Annotated in this window: 19 protein-coding genes; 10 read left to right on the forward strand and 9 right to left on the reverse strand. The window is 42.7% G+C overall.

Annotation, left to right across the window (positions count from 1 at the left end):
- Positions 1 to 380 precede the first annotated feature (380 nt).
- The 6 genes from BM090_RS06005 (at position 381) to BM090_RS06030 (ending at position 5,683) form a co-directional block, all read left to right on the forward strand.
- The gene (locus tag BM090_RS06005) at positions 381 to 1,619 is read left to right on the forward strand and encodes a NupC/NupG family nucleoside CNT transporter (RefSeq protein ID WP_091509160.1); all 1,239 of its coding nucleotides are present in this window, start codon (positions 381 to 383) and stop codon (positions 1,617 to 1,619) included.
- Between the two features lie 129 nt (positions 1,620 to 1,748).
- Positions 1,749 to 2,360 (forward strand): DUF502 domain-containing protein, encoded by a 612-nt coding sequence (locus BM090_RS06010; protein WP_091509163.1) that lies wholly within the window; start codon positions 1,749 to 1,751, stop codon positions 2,358 to 2,360.
- A gap of 45 nt (positions 2,361 to 2,405) precedes the next feature.
- Complete coding sequence (locus tag BM090_RS06015) at positions 2,406 to 3,683, forward strand: AAA family ATPase (protein ID WP_091509167.1); 1,278 nt, start codon at positions 2,406 to 2,408, stop codon at positions 3,681 to 3,683.
- Between the two features lie 6 nt (positions 3,684 to 3,689).
- Complete coding sequence (locus BM090_RS06020) at positions 3,690 to 4,364, forward strand: HNH endonuclease family protein (RefSeq protein ID WP_091509170.1); 675 nt, start codon at positions 3,690 to 3,692, stop codon at positions 4,362 to 4,364.
- A 119-nt stretch (positions 4,365 to 4,483) separates the two neighbouring features.
- The gene (locus tag BM090_RS06025; RefSeq protein WP_143083887.1) at positions 4,484 to 4,852 is read left to right on the forward strand and encodes a TerB family tellurite resistance protein; all 369 of its coding nucleotides are present in this window, start codon (positions 4,484 to 4,486) and stop codon (positions 4,850 to 4,852) included.
- A 54-nt stretch (positions 4,853 to 4,906) separates the two neighbouring features.
- Complete coding sequence (locus tag BM090_RS06030; protein ID WP_091509178.1) at positions 4,907 to 5,683, forward strand: enoyl-CoA hydratase/isomerase family protein; 777 nt, start codon at positions 4,907 to 4,909, stop codon at positions 5,681 to 5,683.
- A gap of 69 nt (positions 5,684 to 5,752) precedes the next feature.
- Here the strand turns inward: BM090_RS06030 and BM090_RS06035 are convergent, their stop codons facing one another.
- The 5 genes from BM090_RS06035 to BM090_RS06055 all read right to left on the reverse strand — a co-directional run bounded on the left by BM090_RS06035 (position 5,753) and on the right by BM090_RS06055 (position 9,968).
- Positions 5,753 to 6,205, reverse strand: a complete 453-nt coding sequence (locus BM090_RS06035; RefSeq protein ID WP_091509182.1) for a sterol desaturase family protein — start codon at positions 6,203 to 6,205, stop codon at positions 5,753 to 5,755.
- Between the two features lie 20 nt (positions 6,206 to 6,225).
- Positions 6,226 to 6,936, reverse strand: a complete 711-nt coding sequence (locus BM090_RS06040) for a lycopene cyclase domain-containing protein (RefSeq protein WP_091509186.1) — start codon at positions 6,934 to 6,936, stop codon at positions 6,226 to 6,228.
- 12 nt (positions 6,937 to 6,948) lie between these two features.
- Complete coding sequence (locus tag BM090_RS06045) at positions 6,949 to 7,782, reverse strand: phytoene/squalene synthase family protein (protein ID WP_091509190.1); 834 nt, start codon at positions 7,780 to 7,782, stop codon at positions 6,949 to 6,951.
- A 48-nt stretch (positions 7,783 to 7,830) separates the two neighbouring features.
- A complete protein-coding gene (locus tag BM090_RS06050; protein WP_091509193.1) occupies positions 7,831 to 9,306 on the reverse strand; it encodes a phytoene desaturase family protein in 1,476 nt (491 codons plus the stop codon).
- A 158-nt stretch (positions 9,307 to 9,464) separates the two neighbouring features.
- Positions 9,465 to 9,968 (reverse strand): RNA polymerase sigma factor, encoded by a 504-nt coding sequence (locus BM090_RS06055; RefSeq protein WP_091509196.1) that lies wholly within the window; start codon positions 9,966 to 9,968, stop codon positions 9,465 to 9,467.
- A 479-nt stretch (positions 9,969 to 10,447) separates the two neighbouring features.
- Between BM090_RS06055 and BM090_RS06060 the strand changes: the two genes are divergently transcribed.
- The 4 genes from BM090_RS06060 to BM090_RS06075 all read left to right on the forward strand — a co-directional run bounded on the left by BM090_RS06060 (position 10,448) and on the right by BM090_RS06075 (position 13,956).
- On the forward strand, positions 10,448 to 11,410 hold the full coding sequence (locus BM090_RS06060; protein ID WP_091509199.1) for a tryptophan 2,3-dioxygenase family protein: 963 nt from the start codon (positions 10,448 to 10,450) through the stop codon (positions 11,408 to 11,410).
- Positions 11,411 to 11,547: 137 nt separating this feature from the next.
- Positions 11,548 to 12,243, forward strand: a complete 696-nt coding sequence (locus tag BM090_RS06065) for an SGNH/GDSL hydrolase family protein (RefSeq protein WP_091509203.1) — start codon at positions 11,548 to 11,550, stop codon at positions 12,241 to 12,243.
- Positions 12,244 to 12,393: 150 nt separating this feature from the next.
- Positions 12,394 to 13,398 carry a gliding motility lipoprotein GldB gene (gene gldB / locus BM090_RS06070; protein WP_091509206.1) on the forward strand — a complete coding sequence of 335 codons (1,005 nt, stop codon included), beginning with the start codon at positions 12,394 to 12,396 and terminating at the stop codon, positions 13,396 to 13,398.
- A 6-nt stretch (positions 13,399 to 13,404) separates the two neighbouring features.
- Positions 13,405 to 13,956 carry an NADPH-dependent FMN reductase gene (locus tag BM090_RS06075; protein WP_091509210.1) on the forward strand — a complete coding sequence of 184 codons (552 nt, stop codon included), beginning with the start codon at positions 13,405 to 13,407 and terminating at the stop codon, positions 13,954 to 13,956.
- Positions 13,957 to 14,030: 74 nt separating this feature from the next.
- Here BM090_RS06075 and BM090_RS06080 read toward each other — a convergent pair whose 3' ends face one another.
- From BM090_RS06080 to BM090_RS06095, 4 genes are all read right to left on the reverse strand, one after another.
- Positions 14,031 to 14,744 (reverse strand): outer membrane beta-barrel protein, encoded by a 714-nt coding sequence (locus tag BM090_RS06080; protein ID WP_091509213.1) that lies wholly within the window; start codon positions 14,742 to 14,744, stop codon positions 14,031 to 14,033.
- Positions 14,745 to 15,075: 331 nt separating this feature from the next.
- A complete protein-coding gene (locus BM090_RS06085; RefSeq protein WP_317040729.1) occupies positions 15,076 to 16,350 on the reverse strand; it encodes a cation:dicarboxylate symporter family transporter in 1,275 nt (424 codons plus the stop codon).
- Positions 16,351 to 16,356: 6 nt separating this feature from the next.
- Positions 16,357 to 17,721, reverse strand: coding sequence for an MFS transporter (locus BM090_RS06090; protein WP_091509220.1), 1,365 nt, complete (start codon positions 17,719 to 17,721; stop codon positions 16,357 to 16,359).
- Between the two features lie 6 nt (positions 17,722 to 17,727).
- Positions 17,728 to 19,152: a hypothetical protein gene (locus BM090_RS06095; RefSeq protein WP_091509222.1), complete on the reverse strand. Its 1,425-nt coding sequence runs from the start codon at positions 19,150 to 19,152 to the stop codon at positions 17,728 to 17,730.
- Positions 19,153 to 19,185: the final 33 nt, after the last annotated feature.

The raw sequence follows: 19,185 nt of genomic DNA on the forward strand, positions 1-19,185 counted from the left end.
CGCAATCTAGTACAATAATTAATACTTTTCATAGAAAATAAACTTATATTTTCTGTATTATGGCCTATTATTGCGCTAAGCATGTATTAGGTATTCTTGATAATCTATAGGGGCTTATGATGCTGTGGGGTATTTACCCTAACAATGCCCAAAAGTTACAACAAAGCACTTTATTACTTCTATTGGAACTCTATATTTTCCTCTAAAAAATCCTTTTCGCGTATGATGCCCAAACCCACAAGTTTAATGCAGACCTTTGTTTTTTGGGGTGAAGTGATTTAATTGCGGTGTTAGAAGCAATGCGTTGCGTTATATCGTGCTTTTATCCAACCTAATCATATTTGTTCACAAGCGTATTATCTTAAATCCTGATTACACCATTGGAAAAATTTACAGGCATCATTGGTATTATTTTGATTTTGGGCATTGCCTTTGCCATGTCCAACAACCGAAAGGCCATTAACTACCGCTTGGTAGGGACTGGACTTGCAGTGCAATTAGTTTTGGCAATTTTCATCCTGAAAGTGCCTATCGGCCAACAGATATTTCAGTATTTGGGCGCGAAAATCACCGAAATACTCGACCTTTCTAACAAAGGCGCGGATTTCGTGTTTGGGGCTTTGGTGAACAAATCCCACATGGAAAAAGCCTTTGGCGTTGGCAACGATTTTGTCTTTTTCTTCAAAATTACGCCGACCATTATTTTTGTGGCCGTGTTGGTAAGTGTGGCGTATCACATTGGCCTGATGCAAATTTTGGTTTCGTGGATTGCTCGTCTGGTACACGCCGTCATGCGCGTGAGCGGTAGCGAGGCACTTTCTAACGTGGCCAGTGTTTTTGTGGGACAAGTGGAAGCCCAAATCATGATTAAGCCGTATTTGGCTACCATGACCAAATCCGAACTTTTGGCTTCGATGGCGGGCAGTATGGCCTGTATCGCGGGGGGCGTAATGGCCGTGTACATTGCCTTGGGCGTACCTGCCGAATACCTTATCGCAGCGAGTTTGATGGCTGCGCCTGGTGCGTTGGTTATTTCCAAAATCGTGTATCCCGAAACGGAAGAATCCGAAACCAAAGGCCAAGTAAAATTGGAAGTGAGCAAGTCGCACGCCAACTTGGTAGATGCCATTTCGCATGGTGCTTCGGACGGTTTGCGCGTAGCCCTAAACGTGGTGGCGATGCTTATCGGTTTTATTGCTTTCATTGCCCTGATAGACTTTATGTTGGCTTTTGTGGGTAGCAAAATTGGTTTGCCACAATTGAGCCTGAACCTGATGTTGGGTTATTTGTTTTCGGGTTTTGCTTGGGCAATGGGCGTGCCGTCGCAAGACATACAAGCGGCAGGCTCGCTGATGGGTACTAAAATGGTGGTAAATGAGTTTGTGGCTTACTTAGATTTGGCCAAAATGAAAGACACTTTGCACCCAAAAACATTGGCTATCGTGAGTTTTGCGTTGTGCGGTTTTGCCAATTTCAGCAGTATTGCCATACAAGTTGGCGGTATTGGAGAGCTTGCGCCATCTCGCCGCAAAGATTTGGCGATGCTCGGTTTTAGGGCCTTGATTTGCGGAACATTAGCGTCGTATATGTCGGCTACGTTGGCGGGTATGCTTATCTAATTTTCTTTTATAAAACATTATTAGTCAAAGCCCTGCGCCGCATTGGTGCAGGGCTTTGCATTTTTATTACCCAAAAAATATTTTATTTGCGCTACAAAATCAAACGTTTATTTTTCTCCCAATTCCTTTATGGCTCCATTGCTTACCAAAATCTTCAACAGGACGGCGCGTTATTTTCTACAAGGCTTACTTTTTGCTGTGCCTATTGCCGTAACAGGCTATGTAATTGTGTCGTTTTTTCGGTGGGTGGAAGGCCTCATTCCCGTCAAAGACCAATTCACGGGACTTGGCACGCTGATTATTTTTGCGGGACTTACGTTTCTTGGCTTTTTGGGTTCGTCGTTCCTGACGCGGCGCGTATTTCAGTTGTTCGACAAGCTGCTCAATAGTTTACCTTTGGTCAAAATCATTTATTCGTCGCTCAAAGACCTGATTTCGGCATTTGTGGGCGAGGAAAAGAAATTTAATCAGGCCGTTTTGGTAACGCTCAATCCCGAAGCCGAACTACAAAAAATTGGGTTTATTACGCAACAAGACCTTTCGCGGCTGGGCGTAGTGGACAAAGTGGCCGTGTATTTGCCGCACGCTTACGCGGTTTCGGGCGATTTGTTTGTAGTGCCTGCCCGCAACGTCGCGCCGATAGACGTGGACAGCTCCGACATTATGAAATTCATTGTGTCGGGTGGTGTGGCTGGGCTGCCTGCCGCCGTAGCTGGCCACCGCGAGCAAACCCACGAATAAGTTTTTTTTATTATTTTTAAGCACAATCAACCCTCATTAACAATCATGGAAGAAATATTTATCGAAAAAATCGAAATAAAGGAACTTCTCAATATTAAAGATTTTAGTATTGCGCTTTCCGATACAGAAAGAAAACACCTAATTATTACGGGCAAAAATGGCAGTGGTAAAACTACTTTTTTAAATGAGTTAAAGAAGTATTTAGAAGCTACTATTCATGAACGATTGTTACAAAAAATACAATCAGTAAACAACGAATTGGAAGAATTATACAAAAATAACCTTGATTTATCAAAGATACACCCAGCATATGTAGAATTAGAAGCTAATACAGAAAATGAACGGCGTGAGAAAATCATTATTAAAGAAATTTATAGATTAGAAGGATTAAAAGAGCTTTATGATAAAAAATATAAAGTAGATATATTATTCAAAAATTCACTATCAATTACAGAATATTTTCAAAAAGGAAAATGTGTATTTTCATTTTTTGGAGCAAAAAGAGGTAATAATTTAAATTCGCCTTCTGGTATTAAAATAATTGATTTAAAGCCTGTTTATAAAATTAATGAAAGTGCTGGAAATAATTTTCTTCAATATATTGTAAATATGAAAGCAGATAGAGCATTTGCAAATGATGCAAATGAAACGAAAGTTGTCCAGAAAATAGATAAATGGTTTAGTCATTTTACAGATAATTTATTCCAATTACTTTCGCTTGATAATGCAAAATTACAATTTGATAGAAAAACCTATAATTTTAATATTATTGAAGAAAATCAAAAAACGTACAACCTTAATCAGCTTTCAGATGGGTATTCGGCTATTTTAAATATCATTACAGAGCTAATTATGCGCATGGAAAAACACCACGCAAAAGCCTATGATATTCAGGGTATTGTATTGATTGATGAAATAGAAACACATTTGCATATCGAGCTACAAAAAAAGATTTTACCATTCCTGACCTCGTTTTTCCCAAAGATTCAGTTTATCGTAACAACACACTCTCCGTTTGTCCTCAACTCCGTTGAAAATGCCGTAATTTGCGATTTAGAAAAACGAATTGTAACCACTGATTTAAGTGGCTACTCGTATGATGCCATTGTAGAAAGTTATTTCGATTCGGATAAATATTCTGCTGAACTTAAAAATAAAATAAGTGAATATGAAGCCTTATCAGAAAAGGAAAATTTGACGGAAGATGAAGAAGACAGGTTGTATTTTCTGAAAAGATATTTAAAGGAAATTCCTAAATTTTATTCAGAAGAGTTAGCCGTAAAACTTCAACAAATCGAGTTAAAAAACCTAAAAAAGAAATAGCAAATAATGGTTTATCACGAAAAAACACAACCAGAACCACCCTGCCTTGCTGCCGAAAGAGCGAAAAAAAAAGGTACATATAATTGTGAAGGAGTTGTAACACAATTAAAAGCAGATTTTAAAAATAAATGCTACATATGCGAGCAAAAAGAACCAACTTCTATCAACATAGAGCATTTTAAATCACGTAAAGGAGATAAAAATTTAAGACTTGATTGGAATAATTTATTTTATTGTTGCGGCCATTGTAACAATACTAAATTAGCCAAAACGATTTACGATTCAATTTTGAATTGTACTATTAAAGAACATGGCGTTGATACGCGTATTAAGTACGAAATTAAACCATTTCCAAAAGAAAAAGCATTAATTACAGCCTTAGAAGATACGCCAGAAGTGCAAAACACTGCTCATTTACTCAATGCAGTTTATAATGGAATTGATACAGAGCAAAAGCAAATAGAGGCTGCCAATTTGAGAAGCGACTTACTAAAAGAGATAAAACTTTTTGGAGATTTGCTATTTGATTTTGACGATGATACGCTTGATAGCGATGAGAAAGAAAGAGTAAAAGGAATAATTATCCGACATCTTCGGTCCAGTTCCAAATTTACGGCATTCAAACGCTGGATTATCAGAGACAACGAGGTTTTAAAAGCAGATTTCAAGGAATACATTTGAGACTCGCCACGTGCCTTTCTTTTATTTTTCGCTATTGGTTTGAAATATTGGTATGCTTACCTTTGCTTCCTCTCAATTTTCCGACAATCTCACACAACGTCATCTACTACGCAAACAATATGCACGAAAAACACGAATTATACCGCGCCATTGCCGTATTGGCTTATGCTATTGCGATGGTGGACGGAGAATTGCAACCATCAGAAAAAGAAGCATTTATGGGCATTATCAACAAAGAACTTGGCGATGATGCTTGGGTTGCCGAAAGCCGCTTCGAACTCTTAGAAGAAAGCCTCATGCCAACCATCGAACATTCGTACAACTACGCAATGTTTGTGCTGAATAAATATAAACATTTGGTGGACAAGCCCATGAAAGACCGCTTCGTGCGCGTAGTAGAAAAGGTAGCAACCGCCCACGACGGTACAAGCCAAGCCGAAGAATTTGTAATTGAACGTTTCAAACGCGACATTGCAACACTGGCCTAACATTGCGCCATGTCGTTTCTTTTTATAACAACTATTAAAACCCAAATTAATACAATGTTTGAGCATTTGCTGTACCAAGAACTTAACGGAGTTTGTACTATCACCATCAACAGACCAGAAGTTTATAACGCGATCAATACCAAAATTAGTTACGAACTACAAGAAGCCCTCAAAAAAGCCGCCATCGACGATAACGTTCGTGTCATTGTACTGACGGGTGCAGGCAACAAGGCTTTTTGTTCGGGACAAGACCTGAAAGAGTCCATCGAAGGTAAATCTTTTGCCGACTCATTGCACCGCCGCTATAACCCCATCATTCGCATTATGCGCGAAATGCCTAAACCAATTATTGCCCGCGTAAATGGCGTGGCTGCGGGTGCGGGTTGCTCGTTGGCTTTGGCCTGCGACCTGATTGTTTCGGCGGAAGAAGCTGTTTTTTCTGAAATTTTTGTCAATATCGGTTTGGTGTTGGATTCGGGTTCTTCGTTTTTCTTGCCGCGCCTCGTAGGTTACAACAAAGCCTTTGAACTCAGCACATTAGGTACTAAAATCACGGCAACAGAAGCGCATCGTTTGGGCATCGTCAATAAAATGGTGCCAGCCGCAGGCCTCGACGAAGCCGTAGCCGAATACACGGAATATTATCGCCAAGCTCCAACCAAAGCCATTGGTCTAATGAAAAAAATGCTTAATCGCAGTATTCAGCCCGCTTTGGAAGAAATTCTTAACTACGAAGCCCTTTGCCAAGACATCGCAGGCAACACCCAAGACTACAAAGAAGGCGTTACGGCTTTCCGCGAAAAACGCAAAGCCGTATTCACGGGAAAATAAGCTGATTATCAGAGAAATAATTTAAAAAAAAGCGTACTCAATAATATGTTTGAGTACGCTTTTTTCTGTTTAATCCACTTCGTATTTTTTGGGGGCAAACAAAAAGCCAAAAGCCTCGCCCTCTTCTTTTTGCGTGTGTTTGTGGTGCATTTTGTGGGCACGAATCAGCCGCCGCAAATACTTGTTTTCGGGGCGAATACTATGCTTTACGCGCCGATGTACAAGTATGTCGTGGAACAGGAAATAAAACAAACCGTAGCCCGTAATTCCCGCCCCGATTGGCACCAAAAACAGCCAGTTTTCGCGATATTCCAAACCGACCACGATACACACAATAGCAGGCAAACTAAATACAACACTAAACAAATCGTTACGTTCAAAAACGCCTTCGTAAGGGTGATGATGCGACTTGTGCCACACCCACATAAACCCGTGCATCACGTATTTGTGCGTAAACCACGCCACGCCCTCCATACCCACGAAAGCTCCCACAAACAAGAAAATATACAAAAGCCAGTTCATTTTTTTGATTTATTTAATAATTAACTTTTCGCTGTCTGCCGCGCCTTCATCATTTCGTAAATGGTGAAAATCATCATTAGGAGCAGCAAATTATAAACCACGTCTTCGATGGGAATGTTGAAAAAGGCCACGCCCGTAAGGTCAGAAATCCGAATGCCTAAATTTTCGGAGTTATTGTAACTCACTACTGGCAAATAGGTTAGCACGCCATTCACCAACAAAAAAGGCAGCAAAGAAACCAAATAAGCCAAGTAAAATCGTCCCAAATAGCGGTCGCGGAATGCCCACCAATGCCCCAACATAAACGCACCCGTGAGGCCAAATTTGACGCTTGTATAAAATTTTTCCCGAAAAACGACCGCCAACACCAGCAGCCCCACGCCAACCACCCAATTGACGGGCGTAACGTAAGGCTTGAGTATGTCTTTGGGGATAAAATAATTCAGCACCTCATAAATAAACGTGCAGGCAAAAGGCACAGTAACAAAAAACAACCATTCTTCTACGGGCAAGCCCAACAGCCTGTAACCCAACAAATAACGGTCGTTGAAAGACCAAACGCCCAAGTGCGCAAAATACACGTCCCAAGCAATAAAAAACGCACCCGTCAGCACAATAGCAGGCCACAAAAACCGCCATTTTTGGTAGTAAGTAATCCGCCGCTCAAACGACTGCGCCAACGGATACGACACCGTGAACAAGTGCAAAAACATATACACGTATTTTTCCACGCCAAGAGTTTTTTACAACACATTAAAACTATGCCTGAAATACGTCTGCAAAAGCAATATAAACTTCTGATTGTCAGGCACTCGTACGCGCTCTTGCAACACACGTTGCGGCGGCAATTGCTTGATTTTTTCAAATAAAGCCAAATAATAAATATAGGCCAAATAAACGCCCATGCGTGCACCTTCGGGCAGTCTGACAATGCCTCTGTACGCCGCATCAAAATCGGCTTTAATGTCGGCTTCAATGTTTTTTTTCAGCTCTGCCGTGAAGCGGTCAAAACTCGTATTGGGGAAATAAACACGGCCTCTTTCGTCGTAGTCGTCTTTGATGTCGCGCAGAAAATTCACTTTCTGAAACGCAGACCCCAAACGGCAAGCCGCCTCGCGCAACTGCTCAAATTGCTGTGCGTTGCCTTCCGTGAACACGCGCAAACACATCAGCCCCACCACTTCCGCCGAGCCGTAAATATATTGGTTATAGTTTTCTTCCACGTACTGCACTTTTTTCAAATCCATTTCCATACTCTTCAGAAATGCTTCGATGAGTTCGTGTTCGATATTATACTCATTTACAACCCATTGGAACGAATGCAACACAGGATTTAGGCTGATTCGCTCCTCAATGGCCTTATACGCTTCCGCTTTGAAACGTGCCAGCAACTCAGCTTTGTCGAAGTCGTGAAACGTGTCCACAATCTCGTCGGCGTAGCGCACAAATCCATAAATCGCGTAAATGGGCGCATGAAAGCGTTTGTGCAGCGTGCGAATCCCCAACGAAAACGACGTGCTGTAATTATTGGTAATAATTTTACTACAATCTAAAGACGTTTTTCTGAAAAGTTCCATAACTAAGGCAGTGTTTATGATTGCAACTAATTGTATTTCAATAGTTTGTTAGGCATGGTCTTGCAAAATGCGTTCGGTAGCCAAGCGCGAACTAATCACCACAATAGGCAAGCCCGTACCCGGAATCGTGGACGCACCCACGTAATACAAATTGCCGAACATTTCATCTTTGTTGGCGGGGCGCAAGCCGCCCACTTGGTTCATGCCGTGCGCCAGACCCAAGCCGCTCCCTTTGTACAGATTGAACATATTGCGCCAATCCGTTGGGGTATAAATAGTTTGAGTAACGGTGTTGGCCGCCAAGTCGTAGCCGATGCGTTCGGACAAATCTTGGATAATATTTTGGGCTAAAGTCTGCGCGTCTGACCAGTCGGGTTTGTGGCGCAAATCGGGCACAGGACACAAAATAAAGAGATTCTCGCAGCCTTCGGGCGCACAATCTGGATTCGATTTGGAACTGGCATTCACGTAATAATACGGTTTTTCTGGCGCAACCGACGTTTTAAATATCTTACTGGCGTAATCATTAAAATTATTTCCCAAAAAATAATTGTGATGATGCAGGTTGTCCAGTTTTCCTTTTACCCCCAAATAAATCGTGAAAGGCGCAAGCGTCCATTCCATGCTGTCGAGTTTTTGCTCAGAATATTTGGCTCTGCCCAAAATTTGCCCACGAAAAGCGGCGGCATCGCCGTTGCACACAAACACGTCTGCCGTCCAACGTTTACCATTTTGGTCAATGAAAGCCGTAATGCGGTCGGAGGTAGCTTCTACTTGTTTTATTTCGGTATGATAATGAATCTGCACTTTATATTTTTCCAACAAAACCAACATTGCTTCCACGATGCGGTACATTCCGCCTTTTACGTTCCAGTAGCCATCGTGTTGCAACTCCGTGTAATTGAGCAAACTATACACGGCAGGCGTGTCGAAAGGCGTTGCGCCCAAGAAAAACGCCACCAACGAAAATATCACTTTGGTTTCTTGGCTCTCGAAATGTCGGCTGAGTTCCGACCACATCGAACGCCAAAGTTTCGGGGCGTGTTTGAGTGGCACGGTGGTCAGCGCGGCGGCATACGAAAGTTTAGAATCAAAATTGCGTTTTACGATTTTGTATTCGGTATCATGGAAAATCTCTTTGGCCTGTTGCAAATATTTGCGGGCTTTGGCGGCAAAATTGGGTTCGGCCTCGCCAAATTCCTGCGCGAGTTTGTCCAAGTCCTTGTGAATAAGATATGGCTTTGGTTTGTGGCTAAAATACACTGAATACAAGGGATTTAGCTCATTGAATTGCAAAGGATTTTTTTCGCCACAATAGTTGAAAAGCTCCTCAAACTCATAACTCATACTAAAAAAAGAAGGTCCTACATCGAAGGTAAATCCATCTTTTTCGAGTTGGTTGAGGCGGCCTCCCGCGCGGTGATGCTTCTCAATAATTTCGACTTGGTAGCCTTTCACGGCCAAACGTAAAGCCGTGCACAAACCGCCGAGTCCTGCGCCGATTACTAATGCTTTTTTAGCCATAACAAAATTTTAGTTGGTACAAAAGCCACTCAAATAGCCTTTGCAAAATAGTATATTGTAAACAAAAAGGTTGGAGGCTGGCGGCAACCTTTCGCGCAACCTCCAAAGTGAGTTAGATACAATCTGGGACGGCCAAATATTTATTCAAAAATAAATGCCTATCGGTACATAGTTAGTAATTTTTGGAGCTGCTTACGCGCCAAATGGATTCTATTTTTCACCGTTCCTATTGGAATGTTGAGTTTTTCTGCGATTTCGTGGTATTTGAAACCCTTATAATACAACATAAACGGCTTACTATGCGCCTCTTCGATAATGGACATGGCCTTGTTGATGTCGGCCATCATCAGGGAATTGTAGGCCTGATTGGTAGAAGAATATGCCAATGAGTTAATCAAATATGCATCTTCGGAAGTGTCCACAAAAGTTTTTTGGCGTACAAGTCGCTGATAATTAGTAATAAAAGTGTTTTTCATAATGGTATAAAGCCACGCTTTGAGGTTAGTTCCGTCCGTGAACTTCTCGCGGTTGTTAAGGGCTTTTACCATCGTGTCTTGCAACAAATCGTTAGCGTCGTCAGCATTGCGAGTTAAACGCATGGCAAACGGCTTGAGGGTCTTGGACGTTTGGGCTATGCTGTAATTAAATTCTAAGGCTGTCATCTTGTGTTAATAGCTATGGTTGGAAGATATTTTGTTTAAGCAAATTTATAAAATATTAAACAAAACACAAGCACAAAAAAAATAAGGACAAAAAATCAACTAAATTTATTACACTAAAAATCTTTTTATTTTGTTGTTAAAAATCTAAAATATGCGTTTTAAACATAATTTTACGTATAAAAAGCAAATATAATGGTACATAAATATTTTTTACCAAACACTATTTTGTTTAACATTCAAGGCATAAACAATAGACAAAAATACAAACCGAAATCGAATAATACTTATTTTATATAAAATAATTTTAATAATCAATAATCTAACTAAAAAGCAAGCAAACACATAGGCTGCCACACATATAAGTTAAAAACATGGTTTGAATCATTGTTTTAGTAGTTTTACGCCCGTAGCTTTGCTCAATTTCTTTGATAGAAACGACCGCTATCTGTTTACCTTTTAGGATTTTAATAACACTTTTCATGGAAGAAAAAAACGCCGCACTCATGGCGCAATTAGAGAAGTTGCAAGCCAAATATCAGGCCACGGGGCAAGATATTATTTCATATTTGGAGGGCTTGTATTACACAGACTTTCTGAATTATTGGGATTATGTGCACACCGATACTTTGCTTTCCTTGCAGATTCCGCGAACGAGCCTACCCGACGAGCAAATTTTTATTATCTATCACCAAATCACCGAATTATACTTCAAACTCATTCTTTCCGAAGTCAATCAAATAGCCGACAAAGCCGATTTGACGACGGAATTTATGCTCGAACGTGTGGAGCGTATCAACCGCTATTGGGAAATTCTGGTACAGTCTTTTGTCGTGATGGTAAACGGCATGGAAACCGAACAGTTCATGAAATTCCGCATGGCTTTGCTGCCTGCCAGCGGTTTCCAGTCGGCGCAATATCGCCTTATCGAAATTGCTGCAACTGATTTTATCAACCTCGTAACCAAAGACTTACGTCCAACTATGAAGCAAGCCAGCATCGAGCAAATGTACGAACACATTTACTGGAAAGAAGGCGCGACCGAAATTGCCACAGGCCAAAAAACATTGACTTTGGTGCGTTTTGAAGAAAAATATGGCGCACAATTCATCGCACAAGGACACGCTTTTTTAAGCAAAAACTTGCGCAAACGCTATCTTTCGTTGCCGGCCGACAGCGAGAAAATGCCTGCTTTGCACCAAGCTTTGCGGGAGTTCGACACGTTTGTAAACGTAAAATGGCCTTTGGCGCATTTGCGTTCGGCAGGTCGCTACTTGCAACGCAACGTAGATGTTTTGGCTGCGACTGGTGGCACGAACTGGCAAAAATATTTGCCGCCTCGTTTCCAAAAACGCATTTTCTTCCCCGAACTTTGGAGCGAAGAGGATGTAGAAAACTGGGGCAAAGCCGCCGTGTTAGATGCTTACGGAATGTCCGAAAAATAATTGCTTGCGATTCAAACCCTGTGTTTTTCGCTCCAAAAACGCCATTTGTGATGCTTTCGCAAGTGGCGTTTTTGTTATAAACTTTATTATATTTGACCCTATTCAAGTTTTTTCACCAAAACACCACAAAAGCAACTATGAAAACGCAATTCGTTGCCGCTATGTTACTTTTTTCTTTTTTTCGTACCCAAGCCCAAGACGACCGCAGCAAAATGGATTGGCCTAATCTGAATAAATACGCGCAAGAAAACGCAGCACTTAAAGCCCCGACCGCACAAGAACAACGTGTCGTTTTTATGGGCAATTCTATCACCGAATTTTGGAAGCGCGACGACCCCGCTTTTTTTGAAGGAAGACCGTATTTTGACCGTGGCATTAGTGGCCAAACCACTTCGCAAATGTTGTTGCGTTTCAGGCCAGACGTGATTAACCTCAAACCAAAAGTAGTGGTTATCTTGGCGGGTATCAACGACATAGCCGAAAATACGGGGCCGATTTCTTTGGAAAATGTATTCGGAAATATCGTGTCGATGGCCGAGCTTGCCCGCGCCAACAACATCAAAGTGGTACTTTCGTCGGTGCTGCCTGCCCTAGATTTTTATTGGAGACCAGGCCTCGAACCTGCGCCAAAAGTAATCAAACTCAATGCCATGATAAAGAGTTATTGTACCAAAAATAACATTCCTTACGCCGATTATTTTTCGGCAATGGTAGATGCAGAAAACGGGTTGGATAAAAAATACACGAACGATGCCGTTCACCCGACGTTGGCAGGCTACAAAGTAATGGAGCCTATCGTAGAGAAAGCCATCAAAAAAGCATTGAGCAAATAAATGACACAAGCAAAACCAAACGTCGCTGAGCAATTGGCGGCGTTTCTTTTTTTGGGTAAAAAATACCGCAAAGTGTCGTAACTTCGCGGCCATTGGTGCGTTTGCGCCTTATGTGTGTTCTTCATTTTTTTTTCAACTATTGCACAGGTTATGAACAAGTTATTTAAAAATCTGATGTTTGTGGCACTTATCGGGGCGGCGGCCAGTTGTGGCAGCCACACCGACGATGAATGCGCCAACGACATAGACGTTTCGGACGTGAAAGTAAATGCGCCCATCGTGCGCCTCGACAACGAAATGTTTGAATACAAGAAAGATGCAGCATCTTTCACTAAATTTATGGACAAATATCCGCTGTTTTCGGAGGTTTTTTTGCAAAGAAAACACACATCCGAAGACGAGATTCTTTGTCAGCACATGGTAAAGTTGCTCAACTCACCGTATTTGGACACGCTGCACACGGAAACCGAAAATTATTTCGGCAATCTGGCCGACGTACAAAGCGATTTGAACAAAGCTTTCGCGCACATCAAATACTATTATCCCAACTTCCAAGAACCAAAAGTATATTCGATGGTGTCGGGTTTTTCTACGGACGTGTTCGTTTCTGATAGTATGGTCGTGATTGGTTTGGACCATTTTTTGCGCGAACACACGCGTTACAAACCCCAAATGTTACCAGACTATATCCAACGCCGCATGGTTCGTTCTTCTATCGTTCCGATGATTGCCATGACCACTTCCAATAAATATTCGGCGCAGTCGCCAGACCCTGCCGATATGCTCGCCAACATGATTTCGTGGGGACAAACCTATTATTTCATGAAAAAAGTAATGCCTTGCACGCCCGACAGCGTAATTATTGGCTATACGGGCCAAGAAATGAAGGAAGTGGAAGAAAACAAGGCCGTGATTTGGAAACATTTTGTAAACCAAAAACTATTTTTCACCAACGACCATTTCGTTACGACCAAATACATTGGCGAACGTCCGCACACTTTCGAGATTGGCGAAAAATGCCCAGGCCGCATTGGCCGTTGGTTGGGTTGGCAAATCGTAAAGAAATACGCCGAAGACCGCAAACTTTCTTTGCCAGAAGTAATGAAACTCAACAACGCCAAACAAGTATTTGAAGAAGCTAAATATAAACCCTAATCAGTTATGAAAATCGCTATCATTTCGGGCAGTCCGCGCCTCGAAAGCACTACTTTTCGCGTAGCTTTGCATCTAAAAGACTATTTTTCGGCCACTTATCCGCAACACGAATTTGTGTTGGTGGACGTGCGCGAATATCCGTTACCTTATGTGCAAAACGTGTTTAGCTCTCTTGCCGAAACTCCGCCACAATGGAAAGGTTTAGGAGAAATCATGTTTGGCGCAGACGCGTTTGTGTTGATTTCGCCTGAATACAACGGCTCTTATTCGCCAGCCCTTAAAAACTTGCTCGACCATTTCCCCAAACAACTACACAAAACTTTTGCGGTGGTTACGGCCTCACCTGGTATGCTTGGCGGAATGCGTGCAGCGCAACAGTTACTTTTGCTGGTCAGTGCGTTTTTTGGCGTGCCTTCGCCGCATTTGCTTGTTACGCCTGCCGTGGACAAAAAATTTAGCCCAACAGGTGCGCTTTTGGACGAGAGTTTCGCCAAAACGATTCAGTATTTCGCTAAAGAATTTGTTTGGTTGGCAGAAGCCCTTGCCGATAAAAAGTAAGTTTAACATTTAAAACAAAACACACACCCTTCGCCTTTGCTTGGTGAGGGGTGTGTGTTTTGTTTTATCTTCAATTATAATTTAATGCCAATACCCAAGCCAATATTAACAGTGCTCATTTTCTGAGTATAAGAGGTTATTTCTACAGAGCCACCACTTGTCCTATTTACGATATTAGTAAATTTAGCTTTGGCACTCAAATAGTCTATATTGGTCAAAAAGTACGTTTTTTTTCCGATAATCCACTTAAAGCCAGTACCAACCAAGTAAGCAAAAGTAAAATCAGTGGCTCTATCTTGCTGTATCCAGCCGTACCCATAGTTACTTTGTAAATTCTCTCTCTTTTCTGGCAATACGGCATAAGCAAGGCCAATCATTACGCGAGGTTCAATAAAAACTTTATGTTCGGGTATATAAAAAGACTCATAGCCACCAACCATTAATGTAGCAAGTTTCCAGTTACCAGCGGTTACATTATCCCTAACATTATAGCCATCTTTTAGATATAATTTAGACATACCGTCTGATAGTGCTTCTGTATCGATTGTGTTGGATTGGCGGCGTAGTGAAGTGATTATCCCAAAACGTTTACCCAATTTATGGGCAAGCGATATTTCGAAGAAGCTACCAATTCCTGCAAATCCCGAATAGGATTTCTCTATATCCTTGCTTGCAAATTTCCCAACAGGAGCACTTACGCCCAACGAAAACCCAAAATGACCTTTTTCTTGCGCAAAACTGCTATGTAGTAATAACACTGCAACAATAGATAGTAAAGTTTTTTTCATATTTTTTCTTTAAACTAAAAATGAATTAATGTTTTTTTGAAGGGCGCAAAAATATAATATTTATGTAATACTATTTTGCATTCTCCACAAAAAAAGCTACCTGTCTTCATACGGACAAGTAGCTTTTGGGATAATAGAGAAATGCTTACTAAAACATGAAATAAAAACAGGGTGATTCTTTTAGCCGCACGCCTCAACAGCAATGCAATTCAATAGCCTCCAACCATGAAGACTTTCAGGCTGTGAGCCGCACACAAAAACACACACAAAAGTGGACTCACAGACCCCATACACACAAACAGACTTTACTCAATTCATATTTTTAAAAATCTTACTGTGCAGGCAACGCTTCCGCATCATCGGCATCGGGGAGATTTTCGGTATGTGCAAACTCGTTTTCACTTTTGGAAATAACGATTGTGGCTACGCCATTGCCTATAAAATTGGTGATGGCGCGTGCCTCACTCATAAACTTATCCACGCCCAACAAAAAGGCCAAACCTTCTACGGGGATTTTGTGAATCGCCGTAAGCGTAGAAGCCAACACAATAAAACCGCTACCCGTTACGCCTGCCGCGCCTTTGCTGGTAATCATTAGCAAGCCAATAATAGTAAGGATTTCGCCCAACGAAAGTTCTACATTGTAGAGCTGCGCCAAAAAGATAACGGCCATCGAAAGGTAAATAGACGTTCCGTCCAGATTGAAGGAATAACCCGTCGGGACAACCAAACCAACCACCGATTTACTGCAACCCATACTTTCGAGTTTGCGCATCAGGTTTGGCAAAGCGGGTTCGCTCGAAGACGTGCCCAACACAATCAGCAATTCGGTACGGAGATATTTAATAAAATCAAGAATACTCATTTTGTAATAGCGCATAATGCTGGCCAACACCACAAAAATGAATAGTCCCATCGTGGCATACATCGTGAGCATAAGTTTACCCAACGGCAACAACGAATGCAGACCAAATTTTCCAATCGCGTAGGCCATTCCCCCAAACGCACCCAAAGGCGCAAGGTACATCACCCATTTGAGGGCCGTAAAAACCCAGTGCGAAGCCTTATAAAGTATTGCTACGATGCGTTCGCGACCGCCGTAATAGTTCAGGGCAATGCCCACCACGATAGCCGCCACCAACACTTGTAGCGTCACGTTGTCCATAAAAAATTGCAACCAACTAAACGCCTTCGGATTTTGGGTGTATTTGCTGGCATCTTGCATGTTTAGCCCCGTGCGGTCTATGTGGCCGGGTTTCACGAGCAAAGCCATTGCCACGCCGATAGCTAAGGCAAACGTAGTTACTATCTCAAAGTAAATCAGCGATTTAACCCCAATACGACCTACTTTTTTCAGATTGCCCATGCCGCTAATTCCCAGCACGATGGTCAGGAAAATAATCGGGGCTACAAAGAATTTGATAATGCTAATAAAAGTATCGCCGATGACTTTCATCTCTACGGCTTTGGCGGGTGCATAATGCCCCAGAAGAATACCCGAAACGATGGCAACGAAAACCCAAAACGTAAGGTTGCTGAGTACCTTCAGAGCCAAAGGCTTATTCGGGGTTTCGGTGGCGGTTGATTGTGCTTGAACGTTCATCATGGCGTATTAGATTTTTTGGTGGGATAATGGCTTGTCAGTGAAAAGAGAACCTGTTTTTGTTTCTTTGGTAAACAGGTTGATAAGAAAGGAAATGAAAATGCAGGCCGTCAGGTACCAGAAAAAGTATTCTTCGTGACCTATTTCTTTGAAATACAAGGCGATATATTCGGCTGTTCCTCCAAAAATGGCAACCGTAATAGAGAAAGGCAGCCCCACGCCTAAGGCGCGTATTTCGGTCGGGAAAAGCTCGGCTTTTACCACCGCACTAATCGACGAATACAAAGACACTTGCACAAGTGCAAGCAATATTAATGCAACAGCCAACCAAACATTATGGGTAGTGGCCAATGTAGAAAGTAAAGGATACGTGCTAAGTGTTCCGAGTATTCCGAAAGTCAATGTCAGGGGTTTACGGCCAATTTTATCCGACAAAAGCCCAAAAAACGGTTGCATAAATGCCAGCGTCAGCAGCACAACAAACGTAATAATGGTTACTTCGGCTTTGGGCAAATGCACGGTATTGACCAAAAACTTTTGCATATAAATCGTGTACGTGTAAAACGTCAGCGTGCCGCCCATCGTCAGGCCTACCACCGTGAGCAATGCTTTCGGATAGCGAAGCAATTCCCGCACCGAACCATATTTTCGCGCAATTTCGGTCGGTTGGTCGCGTACGAGTCGGTACGCCAGCGTTTCGTGCATATTGTTGCGCAAATACAAGGCAATCACCGAAAGAGCCGCCCCAATCACGAACGGAATACGCCAACCCCAAGCCTCTATTTGGGCATCGGTCAGGAACAAACGTTGCATGAGCAACTGAATACCCAAAGCCAGCATTTGCCCGCCAATCGTAGTTACATATTGAAAACTTGAATAAAAACCCCTGCGGTTGGGCGTAGCGATTTCGCTCAAATAAGTGGCCGAAGTGCCGTATTCGCCCCCAACACTCAAGCCCTGAAGCAATCGCGCCGTAAGCAACAACACAGGCGCAAGTACGCCCACCGCTTCGTAAGTGGGTGTCAGTGCAATGAGCAACGAACCCAACGACATGAGCAAAACCGACAAGGTCATCGAAAATTTACGCCCCATTTTGTCGGCCAAACTCCCAAACAACCAGCCACCAATCGGGCGCATCAGGAAGCCTGCGGCAAAAATTCCAGCCGTTTTGAGCAGTTGGGCGGTGCTGCTGCTTTCAGGAAAAAAGACAGGCGCAAAGTACACGGCAAAAGCAGAATACGCATACCAATCATACCATTCTACCAAATTGCCGACCGTGCCACTGACAAAAGCTCTGAAGCTACTGCCACCCGATGGCACAGGCTGTGCCGTTGCCGTCGCTGCATTCGTCCGAGAATTAATGCTAATTACCATAAAGGCCTAAAAATGAAGTTGTACACAAGTAAGCACTTCGCCCGCACGCTTAAATACGCGATTGTTTTCTACTGAATAAAGCGGTCGGTTGCTGTATTGCACCGAGATTTTGGCGTTGTGGCCGTCTATCAAAAAGTTGGTGCCAAGGTCGTAAAAAGTGCCTTTCTGTGCCAATGCGTCCAAGTTTTTGACGGCGTACGTTACATAAGGCTGCAAGCGTACTTTTTCGCTGAATTTGGGCAAAAGCAAACCCGCTTGCGTGTACCACACTTTGCCCGTACCCAACAAATACTTAGCATTTCCAAAACCTTCTTTGGCGATTGCACCTTTAAAGTTGGGGTCGGCTACGCCTGCGTTCATCACGGCAGTAGTCCGCAAATAATTTGGCCCAAAATTATAGTTGTAAAGTACTGAATATAAGTTAAAAGACATGGGATTTGATTTTTTACCAAAAGGCAATTCCATGAACAAATCCGCTGCCCAAATCTTAATGTCGTGGCTACGCGTTTGGTCTGCGGTGGGTTGCGACATCGTGCCATCTTGGTTGGTATAAAAACCCGCGCCCACATTGAGCATTTTCTTTTTACCCAAATAAGAACTTGTCGTAAATGGATTTTGGCGCGTTTCCTTGTCCAAAAACTGATAGTCCACGTAGCCCGCAAACGAGGGTTTTCCGCCCTGATTGTTGTCCACTGCCCCACCGCCAACGGTTGGTTTTAGGTTGGTGGCAAATGGTTTGTTGGCATTGAATCGAAACAAAAAACGGTTCCATTCGCCATGCGCAAAAATACCGAACTGGCGCGAAAACTGGTCGGAAACCTCAATGGTATTAAAGTTAAAAACTGGCGTGTCCAGCGTCAGCAATCGCCACGCACTGGCACTACTCAAACGGCTTACGCCATTCCAACTATGCAAACCAATGCCCGAATACAGCACAAAAGGATTTGCTTTTTGCGTTTGTTCGTTGAGTGCAGGAACGATAGTAAACTGATTATAAACATCATGGAAAAAGAAAGGAGCTTTTTTACCTGCGCCGTTCGTGCCCGTGCCTGTACCGCCACCCGAAATAAAAGACTGATTGTTTGTCCCCATTTGGATATAAAGCAAATAGCGCGTAGAAAGGTGCATGGTTGCAAAAATACGCATACGACGAATGCCCACGTCGTAAGTGGTGGCTTGCGGCACGCCGTTTACCATCGTGCCTGGGTTGTTTTCGATGACGCGCGTCCAGAGCTGACTACCAAAACCCAGTTTGGCGTAAAGCGTTCCTTCCGAGTTAAACTTAAATTTGAGTTCGGGCACTGGCTTAGCCGCAGGCTTGGGACTTGGCGGCGGTGTGGCCACAGAATCTTTGGGCGTTTGTGCCAGCAGCGGCCATGCGCCGCAAAGCAGATGCGCACCCAGTAGGGTTATTTTTTGGGTAAAATTCATTTGGTGTAAAGGTTTGTATATTTTAAGTAATAG

Source organism: Flexibacter flexilis DSM 6793 (assembly GCF_900112255.1).
Lineage (GTDB): Bacteria > Bacteroidota > Bacteroidia > Cytophagales > Flexibacteraceae > Flexibacter > Flexibacter flexilis.